The sequence below is a fragment of the Novosphingobium sp. AAP1 genome, assembly GCF_001295765.1.
GTDB lineage: Bacteria > Pseudomonadota > Alphaproteobacteria > Sphingomonadales > Sphingomonadaceae > Novosphingobium > Novosphingobium capsulatum.
In genome coordinates this window covers 1-25,205 of record NZ_LJHO01000001.1, presented here as the reverse complement: position 1 = coordinate 25,205, position 25,205 = coordinate 1, and the positions used below count along the sequence as shown (strand labels likewise).

Here is a 25,205-nt window from a genome sequence, read left to right as displayed (position 1 = left end):
TCTGCAAATAGGCAGCCAAGCAAAGCCGAGGCATGACATGAAGACTAGTGCGCGCGTTGTGGTGATTGGTGGCGGCGTCGTCGGCGTCAGCACGTTGTATCACCTGGCCAAGATGGGCTGGTCCGATGTCGTGCTGATCGAGCGCAAGGAACTGACCTCGGGCTCTACCTGGCATGCCGCCGGCCTGCTGCCGCTGTTCAACCTGTCCTACTCGGTCGGCAAGCTGCACCAGTATTCGGTTGATCTCTATCCCAGCCTGGAAGCGGAAACCGACCTCAACGTCGGCTTCTCGCGCGTGTCGAACATTCGCCTCGCCAACAGCCCCGATCGCATGGACGAATACCGCTATTATGCGGGCGTGGCCAAGACCATCGGGGTGGACGTAAACTTTCTCACCCCTGAGCAAGTGCATGAAATCTGGCCACTGGCACAGATGGACGGGGTGCTCGGCGCGATCCAGCATCCCGCCGATGGCTATATCCAGCCGGCCGACTTGACCCAGGCCCTGGCCAAGGGGGCGCGCCAGCGGGGCGCCACGATCATGCGCAATACCACGGTCACGGGCATCACCCAGAAGGCCAACGGCGAATGGGTGGTGGCCACCGACCAGGGCGAGATCACCTGCGAGCATGTGGTTTCGGCCACCGGCAGCTTTGCCCGCCAGACGGGCGCGATGGTCGGCCTGGATGTGCCGGTGATCCCGGTCGAGCATCAGTACATCGTCACCGAACAGCACCCCGCGATCATGGAGCGCCGCGCCAAGGGCCTGCCCGAAATGGGCGTGCTGCGCGAAAGCGACTCGAGCTGGTACATGCGCGAGGAAGCCGGCGGCCTGCTGCTTGGCCCGTATGAAGTCGGCGCACCGGCCTGCTATGTGAAGGGGCCGGCCGCCAACAGCGAATATGAACTGTTTCCCGATGCTCTCGAACGCCTGGAGCCCTATATCCTCTCGGCGATCGAGCGCGTGCCCGCCTTTGGTGAGCTGGGGATCAAGAAGGTTTACAACGGCGCCATTGCCTACACGCCCGACGGGTCGCCCATCGTCGGTCCTGCGCCGGGGCTGAAGAACTTCTGGCTCAATGAAGGTCACAGCTTCGGCATCACGGCAGCCGGCGGCGCGGGTTGGCAGCTGGCCCACTGGATTGTGGACGGCGAACCCACCATCGACATGATGGGGGTCGATCCGCGCCGCTTCGGCACCTATGCCGACGAAGGCTATCTCATCGAAAAGAATGAGGAAGCCTATGCCAAGGTGTTCACCGTTCACTATCCCGATGAAGAGCGCGAGGCTGCCCGCCCGCTGCGCCAGACGCCGTGCTATGACCGCATGAAGAAGCTGGGCGCGGTGTTCGGCAGCGTATTCGGCTGGGAGCGCCCCAACTGGTTCGCGCCCGAAGGCTATGAACTGAGCGACGCCGATCTCGATCGGCCCGAAACCCTCCTCAACCACAACCATCCCGATGTGCCGGGCGCGCCGATCCGCGAAAAGTGGTCGTTCCGCCGCTCTAACTACTTCGAGCATGTTGGCAATGAATGCCGCCATGTGACGGAAAAGGTTGGCATTCAGGACATGAGCGCGTTTGCCAAGTGCCTGATTTCCGGCCCTGGTGCGGAAGAATGGCTGGGCAAGCTGTTGTCCAACGCGGTGCCCAAGAAGATCGGCCGCGTATCGCTGTCGTATCTGCTGACACCGGCTGGCGGCGTGCGCAGCGAGTTCACCGTCTATAAGCGCGGGCCGCAAAGCTATTACCTGGTCTCGGCCGGCGCGCTGGAGCAGCACGATCATGACTATCTGATCAAGGCGCTGCCCGCCGACGGTTCGGTCAAGTTCGAGCGACTGACCACGGCAATGGGCGTGCTGGTTCTGGCCGGGCCGCGTGCCCGCGACGTGCTGGCCAAGGTGACCCGCACCGATCTGTCGAACGAGGCGTTCCCGTGGCTGACGGGCAAGCGCATCTCGATCGGCGCGGCGCCGTGCGATGCGCTGCGCGTGAATTTCATCGGCGAGCTGGGTTGGGAGTTCCACCACCCGATCGAGATGCAGAACTACATCTTCGACAAGCTGATGGAAGCCGGCGCCGAATTCGACATCAAGCCCTTTGGCATCCGGGCGATGACGTCGATGGCGCTGGAAAAGAGCTACAAGCTGATCCCGCGCGAACTTTCCGTGGAATACAACGCGCTGGAAAGTGGGCTTGAACGCTTCATATCCATGAAGAAGCCGGACTTCGTTGGCCGTGACGGGCTGCTGGCGAAGAAGGAAGCCGGTCTTTCTTCTACTCTGGTTACCCTGGAGGTGCTGGGCGTCACCGATGCCGATGCCCGCGGCTCCGAAGCGATCTATCGCGATGGACAACTGGTTGGCCGCGCCACGTCGGGCGGCTATGGTTGGCGCACGGCCAAGTCGCTGGCGCTTGCGATGATCGCACCCGAACACGCAAACCTTGGCACCGAACTCGAGATTTCCATTCTCGGAACGATGCACAAGGCCGTGGTGATCCCAGACTCGCCCTTCGACCCCGAAAACCTTGCATTGCGGAGCTAGTTCCCATGCGCAATTTCGCTTCGATTGCCGAACTGCTGAACCAGGATCGCCCCGGCTACACCTTGCCGCAGGCGCTTTACACCAGCGAGGAAGCCTTTCGCTTCGATACCGAGGTGATGCTCAAGTCGGTGTGGCTCTATGCCTGTACCGTGGCCCACGTGAAGAACCCTGGCGATTTCTACGTCTTTGAAATGGCCAACAACTCGGTGTTCATCGTGCGCGGCCGCGATGGCGAGGTGCGCGCGTTCTATAACACCTGCACCCATCGCGGATCGCGCATTTGCCAGGTTCAGGCCGGTACGATGCCGCGCATCATGTGCCCTTATCACTTCTGGACATTCGGCCTGGATGGCAAGCTGATCGCCGCGCGCGGCATGCCCGACGATTTTGACAAGGGCGCACACAACCTGCGCCAGGTGGCGCTGGAAAACTGCGGCGGCCTGCTGTTCATCTGCCTGGCGGACAATCCGCCGCCGATCGAACCGGCCAAGCAGGACATCGCGGCCGCCATCGGCATCTACAACATGGACAAGCTCAAGGTGGCCGCGGTCGAAGACCTGCATGACACGGCCAACTGGAAGCTAGTCATGGAAAACAACCGCGAGTGCTATCACTGCGAGGCCAACCACCCCGAACTGCTCAATTCGCTGAGTGGATCGGGCTTTGGCCGGGGCAACCCGGAAGACGGCGACGCGGCTGATGAAGACGATATCACTGCCCAGGTGGAGCGCTGGAAAGCCATGGGCGTGTGGCGCGACCTGGTCGAATTTCCCGATGGCGGCTGGCATCGCGTGGGTCGCCTCAGCCTGGCGCACGGGGCGCTGTCGCAGACCATGGACGGGCAGCCGGCTTCCAGGAAGCTGATCTGGCCGGTTGAGCACGCCGAACCGACCAGCGTTTCGGTATGGACCCAGCCCAATTCCTGGCACCACTTCTGCTGCGATCACGTGGTGACGTTCAGCGTGATGCCGCAGGGGCCGGATCGTTCGATCCTGCGCACCTCGTGGCTGGTGCACGAAGATGCGGTGGAAGGCGAAGACTACACCGTGGAGAACCTGACCCACGTGTGGAAGGCGACCAACCGCCAGGACCGCCACCTGGCGGAAATGAACCACGCCGGCATCGTCACCGATGGCTATCGCCCCGGGCCCTACGCGCTCGAGGAAAACCTCGTCGATGCCTTCAAGACCTTCTACGTCGAGCGCGCCAAGGCCGCGCTGGAAGCGGCAGGACAGCCATAAGATGATGCGCTTTTCCGGGCTCAATCTCATCGCGCAGGCTTTTTCGGGGCACCAGTCGTGGCCGGAACAATGGCCCGACAAGGCACCCAAGGCGGCCTATGACGTGATCATCGTGGGCGCGGGCGGGCATGGCCTGGGCGCGGCCTATTACCTGGCGGCCAAGTATGGGATCACCAATGTTGCGGTGATCGAAAAAGGCTGGCTGGGCGGTGGCAACACCGGGCGCAACACCACGATCATCCGCTCGAACTACCTCTACGATGAAAGCGCCCACCTCTATGACCATGCGGTCAAGCTGTGGGACGGGTTGAGCCAGGAGCTCAACTACAACGTGATGTATTCGAAGCGCGGCGTGCTGATGCTCGCGCACAACGTGCACGACATCCAGAGCTTCAAGCGCCACATCCATGCCAACCGCCTGAACGGCGTGGACAACGAATGGTTGAGCCCGGAAGAATGCCAGGCCTATTGCCCGCCGCTCGATATCTCGCCCAATGCGCGCCACCCGGTGCTGGGCGGGGCGTTGCAGCGGCGCGGCGGCACCGCGCGGCACGATAGCGTTGCCTGGGGCTATGCCCGCAAAGCGACGGCGCTCGGCGTCGATATCATCCAGAACTGCGCCGTCACCGGCATCCGGCGCGGGCCCGATGGCGCGGTGCTGGGGGTGGAGACCGAGCGCGGCTTCATCGGCGCGAAGAAGATCGGCGTATCGGCGGCCGGCAATACCTCGGTCGTCATGAACATGGCCGGCCTGCAATTCCCGCTGGAAAGCTATCCGCTGCAGGCCCTGGTGTCAGAGCCGGTCAAGCCGATCTTCCCCTGCGTGGTCATGTCCAACACGGTGCATGCCTATATCAGCCAGTCCGACAAGGGCGAACTGGTGATCGGCGCGGGGACCGACCAATATACCTCGTATTCGCAGCGCGGCGCGTTCCACATTATCGAGCATACTCTGGCGGCGATCTGCGAAATCTTCCCGATCTTTACCCGCATGCGCATGCTGCGCACCTGGGGCGGGATCGTCGACGTGACGCCCGATCGCTCGCCGATCCTGGGCAAGACTCCGGTTCAGGGCCTCTATGTCAACTGTGGCTGGGGCACCGGCGGGTTCAAGGCGACGCCGGGCGCGGCGGATCTGTTGGCGCACACCATCGCCCACGATGCCCCGCACGCGATCAACGCGCCGTTCACGCTCGATCGGTTCCGCAACGGGCGGATGATCGACGAGGCGGCCGCAGCCGCCGTGGCCCACTGAGCAAGGCGCAGGGAACCAAGCCATGCTGTTGATTCATTGCCCCTATTGCGAAGAAGACCGCCCCGAGGTGGAATTCGTCTATGGTGGCGAGGCGCATATCGCACGCCCGCTCGATCCCGCAACGCTGAGCGACGAGGAATGGGAGCACTATCTCTACATCCGCCGCAACCCGCGCGGGTGGCACCATGAACGCTGGCGGCATACCCACGGTTGCGGGCGTTTCTTCAATGCCGTGCGCGATACCGTGAGCGATCGTTTCGAACAGACCTACAAGGCCGGGGAACCGCGTAAATGAGCGGCTATCGTCTTCCTGCCGGCGGCCGCGTCAACCGCGCCGCGCCGCTGGATTTCACCTTTGACGGGCGCGCCCATCGCGGCTTTGCCGGCGACAGCCTGGCTTCGGCGCTGGTGGCATCGGGGCAGATGCTGTTCGGCCGCTCGTTCAAGTATCACCGCCCGCGCGGCATTCTGGGCATGGGGACGGAAGAGCCCAATGCCTTGGTGACAGTGGACCGCGGTGGGGCCGGGCCGGGTTGGGGCCGGCGCACGCCCAATCTGCGCGCGCCATCGGTGCCGCTGTATCAGGGCCTTACCGCGCAAAGCCAGAACCGCTATCCCTCGCTCAAGTTCGACCTGGGCGCGGTCAACGATCGCCTTGGTGCGTTCTTTCCGGCCGGTTTCTACAACAAGACATTCATGTGGCCGCGTTCGGCCTGGGAAAAGCTCTATGAGCCGGCGATCCGGCGCATGGCCGGGCTGGGCGCCAGCCCGACGGAGCGCGATCCCGATCATTACGACGCCACTTATGCCCATTGCGAAGTGTTGGTGGTGGGCGGCGGCCTGGCCGGGATCGATGCCGCGCTGGCGGCGGCGGCCGACGGCGGCCGGGTGATCCTGATCGACGAGCAGGACGAACTGGGCGGCGGTGCCCTGTCGGACCAGGCGCTGTGGGGCGAAGTGGCCGACAAGGCCATGGCGCTGCGCCGGCTCGGCAACGTGACGGTGCTGACCCGCACCACCGCGTTCGGCTATTACCACCAGAACTTCGTGGGCGCGGTCGAGCAGCTGACCGATCATCTGGCCCCGGCGCAGGCGAGCGGCGCGCGCGAGCGGCTGTGGCGCATCCGCGCCGGCGAGGTCATCCTGGCCCAGGGTGCGATCGAGCGCCCGCTGGTGTTCGATGGCAACGACGTGCCGGGGGTGATGCTGTCGAGCGCCGGGCGCACGCTGGCGGTGCGCTACGGCGTGGCGGTGGGCCGCGCCGTGGCCGTGATGGCGGTGCACGACAGCGGCTGGCGCGATGCGCTGGCGCTCAAGGCGGCTGGCGTCAACGTGGTGGCGGTGATCGACTTGCGGGGCGAAGTGGCGGCCGATCTGGTTGCTGCCGTGCGCGGCGCGGGGATTGCCGTGCATCTTGGCCATGCCGTCACGCAGGTAGCGGGCCGCCATGGGGTTAGCGGCATTACCTTTGCCGCCGGTGGCACCGGGCAGGGCCAGCAACTGGCGGTCGATGCGCTGCTGATGGCCGGTGGCTGGACGCCGACCGTGCATTTGTGGAGCCACGCCAAGGGCAGCTTGCGCTGGGACGATGCCTGGGGCGCCTATCTGCCCGACGTGGCGCAGGAAAACTGCCGCGCCGTGGGTGCCGGGGCAGGCGCTTGGGATATGGGTGCGGGCTTGGCGCTGGGCACGCTGCCTGGCCCCAAGCCGATCTGGCAGACCAAGGCTTTCGTCGATTTCCAGAACGACGTGAAGGCGCGCGATATCGATCTGGCGGTGCGCGAGGGCATGCGCTCGATCGAGCATATCAAGCGCTATACTACCAACGGCATGGCCACCGACCAGGGCAAGACCAGCAACCTCAACGGCTTGCAGATTGCCTCGGGCAGCCTGTCCAAGCCGGTGACCGATATCGGCCTCACCACGTTCCGCCCGCCCTATACGCCGCAGACGTTCGGCGCGCTGATGGGGCATCACAAGGATGCGCTGTTCCAGCCGATCCGCAAGACGGTGATCGATGGTTGGGCCGATGCGCGCGGGGCCGTGTTCGAGAACGTGGCGCAATGGCGCCGTGCGCGCTATTTCCCCCAAGGCGGAGAAGACATGCACGCCGCCGTCGCGCGCGAGTGCGTGGCGGTGCGCCAGCAGGTGGGCATGTTCGATGCATCGACCCTGGGCAAGATCGAGGTGGTCGGGCCCGATGCCGCCGAGTTCCTCAACCGCATGTATACCAACCCGTGGAAGGCGCTGGCACCCGGCCGCTGCCGCTATGGGCTGCTGCTGCGCGAGGATGGCTTCATCACCGACGATGGCGTTTCGGCACGCCTGGCGCCCGATCGTTTCCACCTGACCACCACCACCGGCGGCGCGGCGCGCGTGCTGGCGATGATGGAAGACTATCTCCAGACCGAATGGAGCGATCTCGACGTCTGGCTGACCAGCACGACCGAGCATTGGGCGGTGATCGCGGTGCAGGGCCCGCTCGCCCGCACCGTGATCGCGCCGCTGGTCGAAGGCATCGATCTGGCGCCCGGCGCCTTTCCGCATATGGCCATTCGCGAGGGCAGTATCTGCGGCGTGCCGACGCGCCTGTTCCGCGTGAGCTTTACCGGCGAGCTTGGCTATGAAGTCAATGTGCCGGCCGAGCATGGGCGCATGGTGTGGGAGGCGATCCACGCCTCTGGCCAGGCCCACGGCATCACCCCCTATGGCACCGAGACGATGCACGTGCTCCGCGCCGAAAAGGGCTATGTCATCGTCGGGCAGGATACCGACGGCACGCTAACCCCGGATGACGCCGGCATGGCCTGGGCAGTAGGCACCAAGAAGCCCGATTTCGTCGGCAAGCGCTCGCTCGCCCGGCCCGACATGAGCGCGCCGGGGCGCAAGCAACTGGTCGGCCTGCTGACCGAAGACCCGCAGGAAGTGCTGGAAGAAGGCGCGCAGATCGTCGCCGATCCCGATCAGCCGGTGCCGATGACCATGCTCGGCCACGTCACCTCGTCCTATCACAGCGCCACGCTGGGCCGCTCCATCGCCATGGCGGTGATTGCCGACGGCCGCGCGCGCGATGGCCAGGTGATCCATGTGCCGATGCCGGGCCGCACGATCCGCGCGCGGGTGAGCGCCAGCACCGTGTTCTATGATCCGCAAGGGAGCCGCCTCGATGTCTGATGTCCTTGCGATCCCCGCCCTGGCCGTGGCCGGCACCGATCTGGCGCTGGAGGCCCAGGCAGTTACCGCCTCGGGCGTGGCGCTGACGCTGGAAGCGCCGGCCAGCCGCTGGTCGCTGCGCGCCCGCACGGCGCAGGCGCTTTCAGGCGTGATCGGCCGCGCTGTACCGGCGCGCATTGGCGAGACGCTGGATGGCATCGCCTGCCTCGGGCCAGACGAATGGCTGGCCGATCTGCCTGCCGGCACCGCGCTGCCCGATGGCGCCGGGCAACCGGTGAGCGTGGTGGACATTTCCGCGCGCGGCGTGGTTATCCGGGTGGAGGGGGCAGGGTCGGCCACCGTCCTGTCATCGGGATGTCCGCTTGATCTCGACCGGTTTGCCGTGGGCCGCGCCACGCGCACCGTTTTCGAAACGGTGGAAGTGATCGTGTGGCGCGAAAGCGCAACCGTGTTCCGCGTGTTCGTGTGGCGCAGCTTTGCCCCGTGGCTGTGGCACGCACTCAAGGCGGCGGAACGCGGCTAAGCAGAATTGGCCTGAAAATTAGGCCGCCGCACCGCCCTTGAAGCGCAGGCGCGCGGTCAGGCCATCGGGCTGCCAATCCAGATCGATCGCGCCCTCGCGCAGCCGCACGATGCGGTTGATGAGGTTCAGCCCCTGGCCGCCATCGCGCGAGGTTGCCTGCACGGGGCGGTTCGAAATCTCGTGCCAGGTGATCACGATGTCGCCGTCCTGATCCTCGCTCGACAGCGTGATCGCGCCGCCATGCGCGATCGCGCCATGCTTCGAGGAATTGACCGCGAGTTCACCCACGACCAGGGCGATCGTGTCAGCCAGGGCGCGCGCAATCGGCATGTCGCGCACTTGGTCGGTCGCCACCGGGCAGAACGCACTGCCAAAGGGCAGGACCAGCGCATCGATCAGTTCGACCAGGCTGCACGGCACTTCCAGGCTGGTGAACAGGGCCTGGGCGCGGCCCATCGCGATCAGGCGTTCGGCCATCTGCCCGGCAAAGGCATCGTTGTGCGCGTCGCCACGGGCAAAGCCGCGGATCAGGCTGGAAATCATCGTATAGGTGTTGCGGAGCCGATGGTGCAACTCGCGCGTGGCGGTTTCCAGCACCTGGCGGGAGAGTTCGGCATCAGTCACGTCGCGCGACACGGCCAGATAGCTGATCAGCTTGCCGGTATCGTCGCGCAGCGCCGAAACACTCACGTCCCACCAGCGGCTGTTGCCCTTGGCCGTGGGGCAATGGGCACGAAACCGCGATACACCGCCGGCCTGGGCCGTGGCAAAGCCGCTGGCGATATGCGGCCGGCCCGCTTCGGGCCATAGCGTTTCCCATTGCTTGCCCAGCACGTCGGACGGCGCATCGATCTCCATCGCGCACAAACCGTTCGGATTGACGTAAGCCACCGTGCCATCCAGCCCGATCACCTTGACGCAATCCACACTCTGGTCGAGCGCAGCTGCCAGCGAGAGTTGCGAGATGCCGGCAACCTGCCGTGAAAGTTCGTTGTTAGTCATGTTTACTGCCGGAGTTCCCCAAAACACCCGGTCAGGCGTGCCCCACGCGCACCTTCGCGACAGCACCATAATCGTTAGTTAATGTAAAAGTTCCAGCAAAAATTGGCGGAAAAGCGCACTTTTCGGGCTTGCGGCGATTCCGCTGCCGGCGGCATCACCCCAGCAGTGGCCCGGCCCAGGGCAGATTGGTCATCAGTGGCGGCAGCACCTGATCCAGCAGGGTCTCGCGCGCCAGGGCGGCCGTCTGGCCGGGCAGGTCGCCCAACTCGCCCATGCGTGCTACCACCTGGATGCGGCGGGCAAAGCGGCCGCGCGGCAGGGGTTCGACGCGCAGCTGCGGCATCAGCTGGGGCAGGGCCGCGAGGCACAGCAGCGAGGTTATGCTCCAGCCGATGCCCATGCCCACCGTGGTCAATTGCTGGTGGATGATCTCCACCTCGATCACATTGGGCAGGCGCAGCTTCATGCGGGTCAGCTGGCTTTCGATGCGCTGGCCCATGCCGGTATCGAGCGAATAGCGCACGAACGGCATGCGTTCGGCCACGTCGGCCGGATCGATGCTGCCGCTATGGTCGGCCGGAAAGATCATCACGAAGGGATCATCGATCACGTCGTGGTGTTCGATGCCCGGGTGTTTTTCCAGGGTGTTGCTGCCGGTCACCAGCATGTCGCAGCGCCGCGCGAGGAATTCCTGCTGCTGGCGCAGCGAAATGCCCGATCGCACCCGCCATGATCCCACGCGCATGCCGTGCCGGCGCAGCAGCGGCGCGGTGAGCAGGTTGGCGAGGCTCTCGCTCATGCCCACGGTCAACTGGTCAATCGGCTGCTGCGCGCCTTCGCGCACCTCGTCATAGGCAGTGCGCGCGCTGGCCAGCAGCTTGCGCGCGCGCTCGTGCAGGGCGCGGCCCGATGGCGTCAGGCCCAGTGGCCGCAGCGAGCGATCGAACAGTGGCGCGCCGATGCCCTGTTCCAGCCGGGTGATGGTTTGCGACACTGCCGACTGGGTGATCCGCAACTGTTGGGCGCAGGCGGTCATCCCGCCCAGTTCCACCGTCAGGACAAACACTTCCAAGCCGTGCAGATCGAATTCGGCGGGCAGGCGCATGGGCATGATCCTTTGGGTGCGCGCCCTCTCGCGCCCCCGTGCTGCACTCTTGTGCCATCATGATGCCTGAACTACCAGATTATATCTGCTTATTGTCTGCGCTGCCCCGTTCCTGTTGCGGGCAAGCCGTCCTACAGATGCAGGCAACCAGCGAAAGGGAGCTGACGTGGCGCTTTTGAAACCCGATTTCGTCCTGCTTGTTTCGTGTGTGGATCGCAAAGGCCTGGTGGCCGCGATCGCCACGTCGATCTCGGCGCAGGATTGCAACATCGTTGAAAGCGCGCAGTTCGATGATGCCGTCACCGGCCGCTTCTTCATGCGCGTGGCCTTCACCGCGCCCGAAGGTATGACGGTGGACCGCTTCAACGCCGCGTTCCTTTCGGTCGGCAGTGCCTATGGCATCGATTGGAAGGTGTTCGACCTGTCGGTCAAGGTACGTGCGCTGGTCATGGTGTCAAAGGGCGGCCACTGCCTCAATGACCTGCTCTATCGAACCGCCACGCGCTATCTGCCGATGGAAGTGACCAGCGTGGTTTCCAACCATACCACCTGGCAGCGCCGGGTGGAGCACGAGGGCATCCCCTTCCACCACTTGCCGATCACGCCGGAAAACAAGGTGGATCAGGAGGCAAAGCTGCTGGACATGATCGCGCAGCAGAACGTCGATCTGGTGATCCTGGCGCGGTATATGCAGGTGCTGTCCGACACCACCTGCCGCGCCCTGGAAGGCCGCGTGATCAACATCCACCATTCCTCGCTGCCGGCGTTCAAGGGCGCGATGCCCTATCACCGTGCCTATGAGCGCGGGGTGAAGATGGTGGGCGCCACCGCCCACTACGTTACGCCCGATCTGGATGAAGGGCCGATCATCGCACAGGATGTCTCGATGGTGGACCATGCCGATACCGTCGATGACCTGATCGCCCAGGGCCAGGAAACCGAAAGCCGCGTGCTGACCCGCGCGGTCAAGGCCCATTGCGAGCACCGCGTGATGCTCAATGGCCACCGCACCGTGGTATTCAAGTGAGCGAGGCGCGGCTCTATGCCGATCTGGCCGCGCTGGGCGTGGCATGGTCCAGCCTGGAACACGAGGCAGTGTTCACCGTGGAGGAAAGCGAAGCGATCCACGCCGCGCTGCCTGGGGCGCATACCAAGAACCTGTTCCTCAAGAACGCCGATGGCAGTTTCTGGCTGGTAACGGTCGACCATGCCAAGCGGGTGGACCTCAAGGGGCTGGCTGGCGCGGTCGGCGCCAAGAAGTTCAGCTTTGGCAAGCCGGAAGACATGGAGCGTCTGTTGGGCGTGACGCCCGGCGCGGTGACGCCGCTCGCGGTGATCAACGATGCCGATGGCGCGGTTCGCGTGGTGATCGACGCGGATCTGGTTGACGCAGAACGGGTTCACGTTCATCCCTTGCGCAACACAGCAACGATCGGTCTTTCCGGTGGCGATTTGTTGCGCGCCCTGGAAGGGTGGAATCACTCCGCGATCGTGTCTGGCATTCCGGAGCGGCCATGACCGTCAGCACGTTTGACCTGTTCAAGATCGGCATCGGGCCATCGAGTTCCCACACCGTCGGGCCGATGGTGGCCGCGCGCCGCTTTACCGAGGCGCTGGAGGCCGCGGGCCTGCTGGCGCGAACGGCGCGGGTATCGGTCGATCTCTATGGGTCTTTGGCGTTGACCGGCAAGGGCCACGCCACCGACGTGGCGATTATCCTGGGCCTGGCTGGCGAAGTTCCGGCGACGGTCGATCCTGATGCGGTGGCCGGCATCGTTGCCGCGGTGGAGCAATCGGGCCGCGTCGCGCTGCTCGGGCAGCACGAGGTTGCGTTTGCCCCGGCGCAGGACATGCGCTTTCTCCAGCGCGAGCGGCAGCCCTATCACAGCAATGCCATGGCCCTGGCAGCGTGGGACGACGCTGGCGAGATGCTGACGCGGCGGCTGTTCTATTCGGTGGGCGGCGGCTTCGTGCTCGACGAGGACGAGGTGATCCGCAACGCGCCCGCGCTCGATGTGCCGGAATTGCCCTATCCCTTTGCCTCCGCCGCGCAGCTGATCGAGATTGGCGAGGCCACCGGCCTCAGCTTTGCCCAGATCATGCTGGCCAACGAACTGGCGTGGCGCAGCCCGTCGGACGTGGACGCCGGGCTCGATCTGCTGGCCGATACCATGGCCGCCTGCATCGATCGCGGCTGCGCGCAGGGCGGTATCCTGCCTGGTGGACTGAAAGTGCGCCGCCGCGCCGCCGCGCTGGCGCAGGAATTGCAGCATCGTCAGCAGATGTCGCTGTCAGAGCCGCTGGCCGTGCTCGACTGGATCAACCTGTGGGCCATGGCGGTGAATGAGGAAAACGCCGCTGGTGGCCGCGTGGTGACCGCGCCCACCAATGGCGCGGCCGGGATCATTCCGGCAGTTCTACGCTATTACGAGCGCTGCTATCGCGGCGATCGCGCCGGGCGGCGCACGTTCCTGCTGACGGCGGCGGCGATCGGCGCGCTCTACAAGCGCAACGCGTCCATTTCCGGTGCCGAAGTGGGCTGCCAGGGCGAAGTGGGCGTGGCCTGTTCGATGGCGGCGGCGGGCCTCACGGCGGCGCTGGGTGGCAACAACGCCCAGATCGAAAACGCCGCCGAAATCGGCATGGAGCACAATCTTGGCCTGACCTGCGATCCGGTGGGCGGTCTGGTGCAGATCCCGTGCATCGAGCGCAACGCCATGGGCGCGGTCAAGGCGATCGACGCCTCGCGCCTCGCCATGCTGGGCGATGGCCAGCACATGGTGAGTCTTGACAAGGTGATCGAAACCATGCGCCAAACCGGCGCAGACATGCGTGACAAGTACAAGGAAACCTCGCAAGGCGGCCTGGCGGTGAACGTCGTGGCGGTCAACGTGGTGGAATGCTGAGCGAGTTCGAGGAGATGTATCGATGAAAGCCCTGGTCTGCGTGAAGCGGGTGATCGACTACAACGTGAAGCCGCGGGTGAAGGCGGATGGCACGGGTGTCGAGCTGGCGAACGTGAAGATGAGCATGAACCCGTTCGACGAGATCGCGGTCGAGGAAGCCATTCGCCTGAAGGAAAAGGGCGTGGTGAGCGAGATCGTGGCGGTGTCGGTGGGGCCGGCAAAGGCGAGCGATACGCTGCGCACGGCGCTGGCGATGGGCGCGGACCGCGCGATCCTGGTGCAGAGCGACGACGAGGTCGAGCCCTTGGCGGTGGCCAAGATCGTGACGGCGATTGCCGGCGAGGAACAGCCAGGCCTGATCATCACCGGCAAGCAGGCGATCGACGACGATTCGAACCAGGTTGGCCAGATGGTCGCCGCGCTGCTCGGCCGGCCGCAGGGCACCTTTGCCAATGAAGTCAGCGTCGAAGGCGATCATCTGATCGTCAAGCGCGAGATCGATGGTGGCCTGGAAACGGTCAAGCTGGCGCTGCCGGCGGTGGTGACCACCGACCTGCGCCTCAACGAGCCGCGCTATGCCTCGCTGCCCAACATCATGAAGGCCAAGTCCAAGCCGCTCGCCACCAAGACCCCGGCGGATCTGGGTGTCGATGTGGCGCCGCGCCTCAAGACGCTGAAAGTGGCCGAGCCGCCGGTGCGCGCGGCCGGCGTCAAGGTGGCCGATGTCGATGCGCTGGTGGCCAAGCTCAAGGAACTGGGAGTCGCGTGATGGGTAAGGTTCTTCTCTGGGTCGAGCATGACGGCGCGGCCATCAAGGACGCGACGCTGAGCGCGGTGACGGCAGCGGGCCAGCTTGGCGACGTGGTCGCGCTGGTCGCGGGCGAAGGCATCGATGGCGTGGCCCAGGCCGCTGCGCAGATCGCCGGCGTGGCCGCCGTGCTCAAGGCCGATGACGCGGCCTATGCCCATGCGCTGGCGGAAAACGTCGCGCCGCTGGTGGCCGGGCTGATGGCCGATCACGACGCGTTCGTGGCGCCGGCCACCACCACCGGCAAGAACGTTGCGCCGCGCGTGGCTGCGCTGCTCGACGTGGCGCAGGTATCCGACATTCTCTCGGTCGAAGGGCCCAAGACTTTCACCCGACCGATCTATGCCGGCAATGCCATCGCCACGGTCGAATCGAGCGATGCCAAGCTGGTGGTGACGGTGCGCGCGACGGCCTTCGCCAAGGCCGAGGCGAGCGGCGGCAGCGCCAGCGTGGACGCAGTGAGCGGCGCAGGCGATGCTGGCCTCTCCAGCTTCGTCGGCGCGGAAATCGCCAAGAGCGAGCGTCCCGAACTGACCAGCGCCAAGATCATCGTCTCGGGCGGCCGCGCCCTGAAGGACGCGGAAACCTTTGCCGCGACGATCACCCCGCTGGCCGACAAGCTGGGCGCCGCGATTGGCGCGAGCCGCGCGGCGGTGGACGCCGGCTATGTGCCCAACGATTACCAGGTCGGCCAGACCGGCAAGATCGTGGCGCCGCAGGTCTATGTCGCGGTGGGCATTTCCGGGGCGATCCAGCACCTTGCCGGCATGAAGGACTCAAAGACCATCATCGCCATCAACAAGGACGAAGACGCGCCGATCTTCCAGGTGGCCGACGTGGGCCTGGTGGCCGACCTGTTTACCGCCGTGCCGGAGCTGGTGGGCAAGCTTTGAGGGAATAAAACATGCCCTCCCCCAGCCCCTCCCGCACGCGGGAGGGGAGTCTAAGGGGCACTACTGAAAGTCCCCCTCCCGCTGGCGGGAGGGGTTAGGGGAGGGCATGTTTCGGGCCCCAAGCCCGTAAACAATCAATCGCAGGGATCGCCCGCTTCCACGGTCACGCTCGCCTGCGTCTGGCGCACGCGGCTGCCCGGGGGAACGGAGCGCGTCAGCCAGACATTGCCGCCGATCACCGAGCAGCGGCCGATGGTGACGCGGCCCAGGATCGTGGCGCCGGCGTAGATTGTCACGTCATCCTCGATGATCGGATGGCGCGCCTCGTCCTTGACCAGGCGGCCTTCCTCGTCGGTGCTGAAACTCCGCGCGCCGAGCGTTACGGCCTGGTAGATTCGCACCCGCTTGCCGATGATCGCGGTCTGCCCGATCACCACGCCGGTGCCGTGATCGATGAAGAAACGCTCACCAATCGTGGCGCCGGGATGAATATCGATGCCGGTGCGCGAATGGGCGATTTCAGCCAGGATGCGCGCCACCAGCGGGGCGCCCAGCTTGTAAAGCTCGTGCGCCACGCGGTGATGCAGCACGGCGGTGACGAACGGATAGCACAGCAGCACTTCATCGACGCAGCGCGCGGCGGGATCGCCGTCGAACGCGGCTTCGACGTCGCTGTCGAGCAGGCGGCGGATTTCCGGGAGGCGCGCGGCGAGCGCGGTGACGATGCGGTTGACCTCGGCATCGACAGTGGCGTTGCAATCCTGGGGATGGCTGTAGTGCAATTCCATCCGCACTTGCGCGGCTAGCAGGGGCAGGGCCGATTGCAGGCTGGCGGCAACGAAGATGTCTTCGTTGGCGGCGGTCACTTCGGCCGGGCCCAGGCGCAGCGGGAACAATGCGGCGGCCAGTACATCGATGATCCGGCCCAGCGCGTGGCGCGAGGGGAAGCCGACCGCGCCGTAATCGCCGCGCTTGCTGCGTGCATCGCGCCAGCCCTCGCGCACCCGGCGCAGGTGTGCGACAACATCGTCGATGGCAAACGGCGGCTCGGGAAATTCGACCTCGGCCTTGCCCATATCCCTCATGTCCTTCCTGCGCCTTGCCGGCGGCCGATCAGGGGCCGTCGTGGCTGTGGCGCATCATATAGGATGTGCCACAGCCACGGAAAGGGGGCCTTGCGGGAATGTTGCCAGTTGTTTGCGCGGCGTTATGCCGGCGCGGCGCCTAGAGGCCGGTCGCTGCCAGGCGCGCGGCCGTGGCGTCGCCGTGGGCAAAGCGTGCGGCCTCGATCACGAGGTCGGCCGACGGACGCACCCCGGTATAGAGCACGAACTGCTCCACTGCCTGAAGGACGATGACCTCGGCCCCCGAAACGACCGGCTTTCCGGCCGCCAGCGCGGCAAGGATGAACGGCGTTTGCGCCGGTTGGGCCACCACGTCGAACGCCACGTCTGCGGCGGCGATCATTTCGGCCGGGAAGGCCAGCGCCTGGGCATCGGGCCCTTCCATGCCCAGCGGCGTCACGTTGACCAGCAGCGGCGCGCCGGCGGCGGGCACGTCGCTGGCCCAGGCAAAGCCATAGCGTTCGGCAAGCGCCGGGCCAGCCTCGGCATTGCGCGCCACGATCGTGCCCTGGGTAAAGCCCGCGTCGCGCAGCGCCGCGACCACGGCCTTGGCCATCCCGCCACTGCCGCGCAGGATGAACGGCTTGGCCGGATCGGCGGGGCTGGTCTCGATCAACTGGCGGCAGGCGGTGTAATCGGTGTTGTAGCCGGTAAGGTGGCCATCGTCGTTGACGATGGTGTTGACGCTGTCGATCGCGAGCGCGGACGGTTCGAGCGTATCGAGCAGCGGGATCACCGCTTCTTTGAACGGCATCGAGATCGCGCTGCCGCGAATGTCGAGCGCGCGGATGCCGGCAACGGCCGCCGGCAGATCACGCGTGGAGAAAGACTTGTAGATAAAGTCGAGGCCCAGTGCCTCGTACAGATAGTTGTGCAGCCGCGATCCGGCATTGCCGGGGCGGCCCGACAGCGACATGCACAGGCGGGTATCGCGGCCGATGGGGGGCTTGTTGGGCATTGAGGCTCCTTGGGGGGGGGAAGGGGCTGACGGTCGGCCCAGCCATGGCATGAATTGTCGGGGCAAGGCCAGCCTGTTGAGGCAGCTTGACAGGAGGCGGGGGTTGCCGCCAGCGCTGGCGAAACCGCAACCTCTGCCACCATGGTTTCCCGCATGATGCCACCGCTTGCGATCGTTCTGGCCGGGCGAAGCAACACCGCCAAGCGATCCGATATCCTGACCCGCGTTGCCCGCAAGTTTGGTGAGCGCGGGCAACCGGTTTTCGTGTTTGAATCCCCGCGCCATGCCGCATCGGAGGGGATCAACCGCCGCCTGGAACAGGCCCTGCCAAGCATTGCGCGCAGCACGGGCCAGGCGCTGTCGTGGCCGCGCCTGGCCGCCTGGTACGCGGTCAAGACCGCGCTGGCCTGCGCCAGCCCGCACCGCCTCGACTTTCTCATGGCGGCACTGCTGCCGCCGTGGCTGATCGCCAGCTGGGAATTGCAGCGGTTCATCGAAAGCCTGCCGCACGCACGAGTCGTGGTCGTGACCCATTCGGCCGGGGGCGTGGCTGCCACGCGGATTGCCGCGCACCCCCACGTGCAGGCGATCGCCAGCTTTGGCTATCCGTTTCGCCACCCGGAACGGCGGCGCGAAGCCTATCGCACGCGGCACCTGCGCGCGGTGGCCAAGCCGATGGTGGTGATCCAGGGCCGCGGCGATGCCTATGGCGGCGATCCCGCGCAGTTCGGCCGCTTCCTTGGCCCGACATGCGCGATCGTTTCGCTCGAGTGCGACCACGAATACCATGGCCTGGACGATGGCGCGTTCGCGCGCGCCTGGGAGGCCATTGATCACGTGCATGATCTGGCCTGTCAGAAGGAATCCCAAGCGCCACGGCTGGATTGCGCCACGAGCGTGTCAGGACAGACGTGTTGAAGATCGACACTGCGCGATGACGGTCTCGCGCAGCCAGCGATGCGCAGGATCGGCGTCCATGCGCGGATGCCACAGCGCGGCAACGGCGATGTCGGGTGTTTCAACCGGCAGCGTGAAGCGCACCAGCCCATCCGAGAACCATGGGTCGGACAGACAGGATTGCGGCACCAGCGCGACCAGATCGGACTGGCGGGCAATCCGCAAGGCATCCGGGAAGCCGGGCACGACGGCGACGATCTCGCGCTGCAGCCCGAGCGCTGCCAGCATGTCATCGACGGGTCCGGTCGATTGTCCGCGCCGCGACACGACGACATGCTTGGCGGCCGCATAGCGATCTGCGGTCACCGCAGCTGACAACAGGGGATGCCCCTCTCTTGCCGCGCCGATGAAGCGGTCACGAAAAAGCAGCTGTGTTCGCACCTCGGGCGCAAAATCGCCAAGCACTCCGATTTCAAGGTCGATCGTTCCGTCCCGCAGCGGCCCAGCCTCCTTGATGGGCTTTGGGGCAAAGCGCAGGCGCGCATGCGGCGCGGCGGCGACCACGGTCTTGACCAGGGAAGCGGAGAACAGCGCGATGAAGCCTTCGTTGGCGCGGATGATGAAAGTCCGCTTGAGCGTAGCGAGATCGAGCGGCCCTTCGTGTGGCGTGAGAACATCGCGAACATCTCGCACCAACGCATGAACACGCTCGCGCAGCATGATGGCGCGGGGAGTTGGCACCAGCCCACGGCCTGCCCGCACCAGCAGGGGATCGCCGGTCGCCGCCCGCAACCGTGCGAGCGTGCGGCTCATGGCCGATGGGCTGAGGCTCAAGCGACGCGCCGCAGCCGTCACGCTGCCTTCCGCCAGAAGCGCGTCCAGCGCCGACAACAGGTTAAGGTCAATGGTGTCCATCGCCACATGATAGGCGGCCTGGCAAGCGTGGGATAGCGCATGATGCAGCAATAGTTTGCATCCTGTGCGTCTGGTGCAGCTATTGAAAGTGGAAGATGATGGTCTTCAGCGGCAAAACCGAAAGGAATCACCATGCTCTCCCAGCCCATCAGTGACACCGCCGGCACGATTCTCATTGTCGGCGCATCGCGTGGCCTTGGCCATGCGATGGCGGCAGAATGTATCGCGCGGGGCTGGCATGTCGTCGGAACGGTGCGCGGCCTTGACCGCACTGCGTTGCACGATCTGGCTGATGCCCACCCAAGCCGCGTCGACATCGCGCAGCTCGACATGACGCAGCCAGCCCAGATTATGGCATTGCGCGAACGGCTGATGGGCAAGCAGTTCGACATCCTGTTCGTCAACGCGGGCACGGCCAACCACAACCAGGACGAAACCATCGCGGAGGTTTCGACCGAAGAGTTCGTTCGCGTGATGGTCACCAACGCGCTCAGCCCGCTACGGGTGGTGGAAGGCTTGCAGGATTGCGTCGCGCCAGCGGGCCTGATCGGTGTCATGTCTTCGGGCCAGGGCAGTATCGCCAACAATGTGAACGGCGGGCACGAGGTCTACAGGGGCACGAAGGCTGCGCTGAACCAGTACATGCGCAGCTATGCGGCGCGTCATGCCGATGATGGTCGGGCCAAGGTGCTTATGGCGCCGGGCTGGATCCGCACCAGACTTGGCGGAGCCGAGGCGCCGTTCGGCATCGAGGAAACCGTGCCACAGATCGTCACCACGCTGCTCGCGCAGCGGGGAAAGCCCGGCCTGCATTATCTCGATCGGGAAGGGCGTACCGTTCCCTGGTGAGAATCGCTGGAATGGCGCGCCCTGCAGGATTCGAACCTGCGGCCACCGGCTTAGAAGGCTGGTGCTCTATCCAGCTGAGCTAAGGGCGCGCACAGCCGTGCCCATAAGACGGCTTTGCCTTTGGTGCAAATGGCGATAGCAGTTCATCCCCATGAACGATCCCGCATCCGCATCGGCGCCGCTTGAAAAGATCGGCGGCAAACTCGGCGCACGCCGCCATTTCCGCTTTTTCGACTACATGATGGCCGCGTTCGTGGCGATCCTGCTGCTGTCGAACCTGATCGGCGCGTCAAAGCTGTCGAGCGTGGGCGGCTTCACCTTTGGCGCGGGCATCCTGTTCTTCCCGATTTCCTACATCCTGGGGGACGTGCTCACCGAGGTCTATGGCTATGCCAACGCGCGGCGCTGTGTGTGGGTGGGCTTTTTCGCGCTGCTGTTCATGGCGGTGATGAGCTTTGTGGTGGTGGCGATGCCGCCGGCGGCCGACTGGGGCTGCGCATCGAGCGGCGATCCGCAGTTTGCCGGGCTCGTGGCCAGAAGTTCCGCTGGGGCGGTTTGCCAGACCACCTATGTCTCGGTGTTCGGCAGCACCTGGCGCATCGTGCTGGCCTCGGTCACGGCATTCTGGGCCGGGGAATTCGTCAATTCCTTCGTGATGGCGCGAATGAAGGTGTGGACGGGCGGCAAGTATCTGTTCACCCGCACCTGGGGCTCGACCATCGCCGGGCAGGCGATCGACAGCCTGATCTTCTATCCCGTGGCGTTCCTGGGCACCTGGACCAATGCCGATGTGGTGCATGTGATGATCACCAACTGGGCGATGAAGGTGTTGTGGGAAGTGGTGCTCACGCCCGTTACCTATGCCGTGGTCAATTTCCTCAAGCGGCGCGAAGGTGTGGACGTCTATGACACCGACACCGATTTCTCGCCGTTTGCCCGCACCGCTTCGGTGTGAAGGGGTGCGGGTCGGCGCCGGTGGTGGTGTCGGTGGCCCGCATCAATCGGCGATCAGCGCGATGGCCAGGTAGATCAGCAGCAGCGAGCCAAAGCCCAGCAGGGTGCCGGCGATCCAGGCCACGCGCACCAGCGTGACATCGAGATCGAGCGCGTCGGCCATGCCGGCGCAAACGCCGAAGATCTTGCCGTTGGCGCGGTCGCGGCGGAAGATGCTGCCACGGCGGCGGGCGGGGCGGACGGGGCTGTCGTCAAAGCGCAGGTCGGTCATCATGCGATCTCCACGGCGGAAGTGGTGCCCTGGGCAGTGGCGGCCGGCGTCTGCACGGTCTGGCCGATGAGGGCGAGCGAGAGGGCGAGGGCGGCGACGGCGGCCGAGGTGCGGCCGGCGATGGAAAGCAAGGTCTGCATGGTGATTACTCCCTGAATGTGGCGCCGGATGATCGCATCCGGCCGATGCCCCTTGCTTTGCATGGGGCGTGCCAAATTCAGAAAATGGCGGTTTTCTGCGCTTTCTCTTCGCCTGTCTTGCCCGTGAACGCAGAATGAATGCCAAGGATTGGGATTATTCACCGATAATTTGGATGATGGATTTCCTGGCTGACGCGATTCGCATGCCGCGCAGCTTTGTCAGGGCGGGGACCGGCCTTCTTCCCCCTTTGGAAGGCTGGCGCCGATGCAGGCCGGGCGGGCCATGCATCAGGCGTTGCCGGAGCAATCCGGCGGTTCCCGCCTCCCTTGCGATCAAAGGCTGAGTGGCGTGGCTTTGTTCTTGCAATTTTCCGCCGCCTCCCTTATCTGCACATTTATCCCGACATTGTGAAGGCAAGAGCGGGCTGGCGCCAGACGGGGCCGGCGCGAAACTTCGTTGCTGAAACGGTGTGGCCTGAAGTGGTTTGACGCGCCGAGGGCGTGCTCGGGAGTATTGGAGACGGCATGACGGATATCGCGCGGATCATCGAGATTGTGGAGCCCGAGGTGAAAGCCATGGGATTCGATCTCGTGCGCGTGCGCCTGTACGGCAAGAGCGAAGTTGGCGACGAGGAGCACACGCTCCAGATCATGGCGGAGCGCCCCGAAACCGGGCAGCTGGTCATCGAGGATTGCGCCGGCCTCTCGCATCGCATCTCCGACAAGATCGACGCGCTGGAAGAAGCCGGCGAAATGCTGATCGAAGAGGCCTATCGCCTTGAAGTCAGCTCGCCGGGGATCGACCGCCCGCTGACCCGCCCCAAGGACTTTGCCGCCTGGATCGGCCACGAGGCGCGGATCGAGCTGTCCGAGCTGCTCGACAATCGCAAGCGCTTTCGTGGCGATCTCAAGGGTTTCGATGCCGATACCGGCACGATCTCGATTGAGGATGACGGCCAGGTGTTTGCCGTACCGTTCGCCCTTGTCACCAATGCCAAGCTGATCCTGACCGATCGGCTGATTGCCGCCTCGCGCCCGGTGGATACCGCCGGCGTGGACGAGGAAGATTTCGAAGACGAAGACGCTTTGGCGCAAACCGACGCATTTCTTGAGGAACAGGAAGACTAAGCCATGGCCAGTGCGATTTCCGCCAACCGTGCCGAGCTGCTGGCGATTGCCAACGCGGTCGCTGCCGAAAAGATGATCGACAAGTCCATCGTGATCGAAGCGATGGAAGAAGCGATCCAGAAGTCGGCGCGCAACCGCTATGGCGCCGAGAACGACATTCGCGCCAAGCTCGATCCGCGCACCGGCGATCTGCGCCTGTGGCGCGTGGTCGAAGTGGTCGAGCACGTCGAAGACTACTTCAAGCAGGTTGACCTCAAGCAGGCCGAAAAGCTCCAGGCCGGCGCCAAGGTGGGTGACTTCATCGTCGATCCGCTGCCGCCGGTGGACCTCGGCCGCATCGATGCGCAGTCGGCCAAGCAGGTCATCTTCCAGAAGGTGCGCGATGCCGAGCGCGATCGCCAGTATGACGAGTTCAAGGACCGCGCGGGCGAAATCATCACCGGCGTGATCAAGTCGGTCGAATTCGGCCACGTGATCGTCAACCTGGGCCGCGCCGAAGGCGTGATCCGCCGCGACCAGCAGATCCCGCGCGAAGTACCGCGCGTGGGTGAGCGCGTGCGCGCGCTGATCCTCAAGGTGGAGCGCCAGAACCGCGGTCCGCAGATCTTCCTGAGCCGTGCGCACCCCGACTTCATGAAGAAGCTGTTCGCCCAGGAAGTGCCCGAAATCTATGACGGCATCATCGAGATCAAGGCCGCAGCCCGCGATCCGGGCAGCCGCGCCAAGATCGGCGTGATCAGCCGTGACAGCTCGATCGACCCGGTCGGCGCCTGCGTCGGCATGAAGGGCAGCCGCGTTCAGGCGGTGGTCCAGGAAATGCAGGGCGAAAAGATCGACATCATCCCCTGGAGCGAAGACACCGCGACGTTCGTGGTCAACGCGCTGCAGCCCGCGACGGTCAGCCGCGTGGTGATCGACGAGGAAGAAAGCCGCATCGAAGTGGTCGTGCCCGACGACCAGCTGAGCCTGGCGATCGGTCGCCGTGGCCAGAACGTGCGCCTGGCATCCTCGCTCACCGGCTCTGCCATCGACATCATGACCGAGGCCGAGGCGAGCGAAAAGCGCCAGAAGGAATTCTCCGAACGGTCCAAGACCTTCGAGGAAGAACTCGACGTCGATGAAACCCTGTCGCAGCTGCTGGTGGCCGAAGGCTTCAGCGAGCTGGAAGAAGTGGCCTATATCGACATCAGCGAACTCGCCGGAATCGAAGGTTTCGACGAGGAACTGGCGGCCGAACTGCAGAACCGCGCGCTTGAAGCGCTGGAACGCCGCGAGGAAGGCCAGCGTGAAGAACGCCGCGCCCTGGGCGTGGACGATGCCCTGGCCGAGCTGCCGCACCTGAACGAAGCCATGCTCGTTACGCTGGGCAAGGCGGGGATCAAGACGCTGGACGACCTGGCGGACCTCGCCACCGACGAACTGATCGCCAAGAAGCGCAACAACGACCAGCGCCGCCGCAATGACCGCCGCGAGCGCGATCGTTCGGAGCGCAGCGAAGACAAGGGTGGCGTGCTGGGCGAATATGGCCTGACCGACGAGCAGGGTAACGAAATCATCATGGCGGCACGCGCCCACTGGTTCGACGACGAACCGATGGCCGACGAAGCCCCCGCAACCGAGGAGGCCGCCGATGCGGAATCCTCACAATGACACGCTAAGCGCCCCAGGGCCGCAAGACCGCCCGGCAAGGCCTGACAAGGCTTTGCCGGAGCGGAAATGTATCCTCACCGCCCGCCACGATGGCCGGGGCGCCTTGGTGCGCCTGGCGATTTCGCCCGATGGTCTGGTTCTGCCCGATCCGTTGGCGCGTGCCCCTGGGCGCGGCGCCTGGATCGGTGTTTCTCGCGCAGACCTTGAAATCGCGCTTGCCAATGGCAAACTTAAGGGAGCGTTGGCACGCGCATTCAAAGGCGCCCCGCTGACCATTCCCGCCGACCTGCCCGATCTGATCGAACAAGGCCTGAAACGCGCCACACTGGACCGACTCGGTATTGAGTTGCGTGCCGGTAGCTTGGTGCTGGGAACCGAAAAAATCGCCCAGGCCGCGCGTTCCGGCGCGGTCGTGCTGCTGGCCCATGCCAGCGATGCAAAGGCCGATGGCGTGGGCAAGCTGGCCCAGGCCTGGCGCGTGGGCGAAGAGGCCGAGGGATCGGGAATGATGGGCCGCATCTTGCCGCTGGACCGGGCGGCGTTGTCTGTGGCATTGGGCCGCGACAACGTCGTTCACCTGGGCGTCACCGATGCGGGCGCGGCCGAACGGATTGACGGGCCATTGGCCCGCTTGATGCACTTTATCGGGGCTGCGGCACCGGAAGGTCCACCTGGTGGCATGCCACCGGGCGAACCTGCCCCTGCTGCTGCACCGGCCGCGCATGCGGCGAATGACGATTTGGATACGAAGGGCGAATGAGTTCGATGAGCGATAGCGACAAGAAGCCGACACTGGGCCGCAGGCCACTGGGCCTGAAGACCGCAGTGGAGGCCGGAGAGGTCAAGCAGACCTTCAGCCATGGTCGC

The 25,205-nt window shown here is 65.1% G+C and carries 24 protein-coding genes and 1 tRNA gene; 17 read left to right on the top strand and 8 right to left on the bottom strand.

All coding sequences use genetic code 11. The features are described from left to right. Positions 1-37: 37 nt before the first annotated feature. From IP65_RS00125 to IP65_RS00100, 6 genes are read left to right on the top strand one after another with little or no spacing between them, the layout of a single operon-like run. Positions 38-2,545 carry an FAD-dependent oxidoreductase gene (locus IP65_RS00125; protein WP_022675218.1) on the top strand — a complete coding sequence of 836 codons (2,508 nt, stop codon included), beginning with the start codon at positions 38-40 and terminating at the stop codon, positions 2,543-2,545. Between the two features lie 5 nt (positions 2,546-2,550). Continuing rightward, complete coding sequence (locus tag IP65_RS00120) at positions 2,551-3,786, top strand: SRPBCC family protein (RefSeq protein WP_022675219.1); 1,236 nt, start codon at positions 2,551-2,553, stop codon at positions 3,784-3,786. 1 nt (position 3,787) lies between these two features. Beyond that, complete coding sequence (locus IP65_RS00115) at positions 3,788-5,041, top strand: sarcosine oxidase subunit beta family protein (RefSeq protein WP_022675220.1); 1,254 nt, start codon at positions 3,788-3,790, stop codon at positions 5,039-5,041. A 22-nt stretch (positions 5,042-5,063) separates the two neighbouring features. Further along, positions 5,064-5,336 carry a sarcosine oxidase subunit delta gene (locus IP65_RS00110; RefSeq protein WP_022675221.1) on the top strand — a complete coding sequence of 91 codons (273 nt, stop codon included), beginning with the start codon at positions 5,064-5,066 and terminating at the stop codon, positions 5,334-5,336. Continuing rightward, on the top strand, positions 5,333-8,215 hold the full coding sequence (locus IP65_RS00105; protein WP_054130345.1) for a 2Fe-2S iron-sulfur cluster-binding protein: 2,883 nt from the start codon (positions 5,333-5,335) through the stop codon (positions 8,213-8,215). Before IP65_RS00110 ends, IP65_RS00105 begins: the two co-directional genes overlap by 4 nt. Beyond that, positions 8,208-8,738 carry a sarcosine oxidase subunit gamma gene (locus IP65_RS00100; RefSeq protein ID WP_022674618.1) on the top strand — a complete coding sequence of 177 codons (531 nt, stop codon included), beginning with the start codon at positions 8,208-8,210 and terminating at the stop codon, positions 8,736-8,738. The genes IP65_RS00105 and IP65_RS00100 overlap by 8 nt, the downstream gene beginning before the upstream one ends. An 18-nt stretch (positions 8,739-8,756) precedes the next feature. Here the strand turns inward: IP65_RS00100 and IP65_RS00095 are convergent, their stop codons facing one another. Beyond that, on the bottom strand, positions 8,757-9,740 hold the full coding sequence (locus tag IP65_RS00095; RefSeq protein WP_022674617.1) for a PAS domain-containing protein: 984 nt from the start codon (positions 9,738-9,740) through the stop codon (positions 8,757-8,759). A gap of 154 nt (positions 9,741-9,894) precedes the next feature. Further along, the gene (locus tag IP65_RS00090; RefSeq protein ID WP_022674616.1) at positions 9,895-10,845 is read right to left on the bottom strand and encodes a LysR family transcriptional regulator; all 951 of its coding nucleotides are present in this window, start codon (positions 10,843-10,845) and stop codon (positions 9,895-9,897) included. A 175-nt stretch (positions 10,846-11,020) separates the two neighbouring features. Here IP65_RS00090 and purU point away from each other — a divergent pair, with 175 nt between their 5' ends. The 5 genes from purU to IP65_RS00065 are packed head-to-tail and all read left to right on the top strand — an operon-like array spanning position 11,021 to position 15,452. Further along, on the top strand, positions 11,021-11,872 hold the full coding sequence (gene purU, locus IP65_RS00085) for a formyltetrahydrofolate deformylase (RefSeq protein WP_197279205.1): 852 nt from the start codon (positions 11,021-11,023) through the stop codon (positions 11,870-11,872). Beyond that, positions 11,869-12,363, top strand: a complete 495-nt coding sequence (locus IP65_RS00080) for a prolyl-tRNA synthetase associated domain-containing protein (RefSeq protein ID WP_022674614.1) — start codon at positions 11,869-11,871, stop codon at positions 12,361-12,363. The genes purU and IP65_RS00080 overlap by 4 nt, the downstream gene beginning before the upstream one ends. Then, positions 12,360-13,751: an L-serine ammonia-lyase gene (locus tag IP65_RS00075; RefSeq protein WP_022674613.1), complete on the top strand. Its 1,392-nt coding sequence runs from the start codon at positions 12,360-12,362 to the stop codon at positions 13,749-13,751. The genes IP65_RS00080 and IP65_RS00075 overlap by 4 nt, the downstream gene beginning before the upstream one ends. Positions 13,752-13,773: 22 nt before the next feature. Beyond that, complete coding sequence (locus IP65_RS00070; RefSeq protein ID WP_054130344.1) at positions 13,774-14,520, top strand: electron transfer flavoprotein subunit beta/FixA family protein; 747 nt, start codon at positions 13,774-13,776, stop codon at positions 14,518-14,520. After that, positions 14,520-15,452 (top strand): electron transfer flavoprotein subunit alpha/FixB family protein, encoded by a 933-nt coding sequence (locus IP65_RS00065; protein WP_054130831.1) that lies wholly within the window; start codon positions 14,520-14,522, stop codon positions 15,450-15,452. The genes IP65_RS00070 and IP65_RS00065 overlap by 1 nt, the downstream gene beginning before the upstream one ends. 134 nt (positions 15,453-15,586) lie before the next feature. Here IP65_RS00065 and epsC read toward each other — a convergent pair whose 3' ends face one another. Together epsC and IP65_RS00055 are read right to left on the bottom strand one after the other, a co-directional pair. After that, positions 15,587-16,537: a serine O-acetyltransferase EpsC gene (epsC, locus tag IP65_RS00060; RefSeq protein ID WP_051146401.1), complete on the bottom strand. Its 951-nt coding sequence runs from the start codon at positions 16,535-16,537 to the stop codon at positions 15,587-15,589. A gap of 139 nt (positions 16,538-16,676) precedes the next feature. Next, positions 16,677-17,534, bottom strand: a complete 858-nt coding sequence (locus IP65_RS00055) for a shikimate 5-dehydrogenase (RefSeq protein ID WP_082349675.1) — start codon at positions 17,532-17,534, stop codon at positions 16,677-16,679. A gap of 153 nt (positions 17,535-17,687) precedes the next feature. Between IP65_RS00055 and IP65_RS00050 the strand changes: the two genes are divergently transcribed. After that, positions 17,688-18,452, top strand: a complete 765-nt coding sequence (locus IP65_RS00050; protein WP_133726896.1) for an alpha/beta family hydrolase — start codon at positions 17,688-17,690, stop codon at positions 18,450-18,452. Here the strand turns inward: IP65_RS00050 and IP65_RS00045 are convergent. Then, positions 18,435-19,346 carry a LysR family transcriptional regulator gene (locus IP65_RS00045; RefSeq protein WP_054130829.1) on the bottom strand — a complete coding sequence of 304 codons (912 nt, stop codon included), beginning with the start codon at positions 19,344-19,346 and terminating at the stop codon, positions 18,435-18,437. The genes IP65_RS00050 and IP65_RS00045 overlap by 18 nt on opposite strands. Before the next feature lie 132 nt (positions 19,347-19,478). On the opposite strand from IP65_RS00045, the gene IP65_RS00040 reads away from it, so the two are divergent. Continuing rightward, positions 19,479-20,195 (top strand): SDR family NAD(P)-dependent oxidoreductase, encoded by a 717-nt coding sequence (locus IP65_RS00040; protein WP_022677253.1) that lies wholly within the window; start codon positions 19,479-19,481, stop codon positions 20,193-20,195. A 12-nt stretch (positions 20,196-20,207) separates the two neighbouring features. On the opposite strand, the gene IP65_RS00035 is transcribed toward IP65_RS00040, so the two are convergent. After that, positions 20,208-20,284: transfer RNA gene (locus tag IP65_RS00035), tRNA-Arg, on the bottom strand. A gap of 62 nt (positions 20,285-20,346) precedes the next feature. Between IP65_RS00035 and IP65_RS00030 the strand changes: the two genes are divergently transcribed. After that, positions 20,347-21,150: a queuosine precursor transporter gene (locus tag IP65_RS00030; RefSeq protein ID WP_022677252.1), complete on the top strand. Its 804-nt coding sequence runs from the start codon at positions 20,347-20,349 to the stop codon at positions 21,148-21,150. A gap of 42 nt (positions 21,151-21,192) precedes the next feature. Here IP65_RS00030 and IP65_RS00025 read toward each other — a convergent pair whose 3' ends face one another. Further along, positions 21,193-21,423 carry a PspC domain-containing protein gene (locus IP65_RS00025; RefSeq protein WP_022677251.1) on the bottom strand — a complete coding sequence of 77 codons (231 nt, stop codon included), beginning with the start codon at positions 21,421-21,423 and terminating at the stop codon, positions 21,193-21,195. Then, a complete protein-coding gene (locus IP65_RS00020; protein WP_156306313.1) occupies positions 21,420-21,560 on the bottom strand; it encodes a hypothetical protein in 141 nt (46 codons plus the stop codon). Before IP65_RS00020 ends, IP65_RS00025 begins: the two co-directional genes overlap by 4 nt. 525 nt (positions 21,561-22,085) lie before the next feature. On the opposite strand from IP65_RS00020, the gene rimP reads away from it, so the two are divergent. Genes rimP through IP65_RS00005 form a run of 3 tightly spaced genes read left to right on the top strand, consistent with a single transcriptional unit; the run spans position 22,086 to position 25,098 of the window. Then, on the top strand, positions 22,086-22,688 hold the full coding sequence (rimP, locus tag IP65_RS00015) for a ribosome maturation protein RimP (RefSeq protein WP_022677248.1): 603 nt from the start codon (positions 22,086-22,088) through the stop codon (positions 22,686-22,688). 3 nt (positions 22,689-22,691) lie between these two features. After that, positions 22,692-24,338 carry a transcription termination factor NusA gene (nusA, locus tag IP65_RS00010; RefSeq protein WP_022677247.1) on the top strand — a complete coding sequence of 549 codons (1,647 nt, stop codon included), beginning with the start codon at positions 22,692-22,694 and terminating at the stop codon, positions 24,336-24,338. Then, the gene (locus IP65_RS00005) at positions 24,319-25,098 is read left to right on the top strand and encodes a DUF448 domain-containing protein (RefSeq protein WP_082209197.1); all 780 of its coding nucleotides are present in this window, start codon (positions 24,319-24,321) and stop codon (positions 25,096-25,098) included. The genes nusA and IP65_RS00005 overlap by 20 nt, the downstream gene beginning before the upstream one ends. Positions 25,099-25,205: the final 107 nt, after the last annotated feature.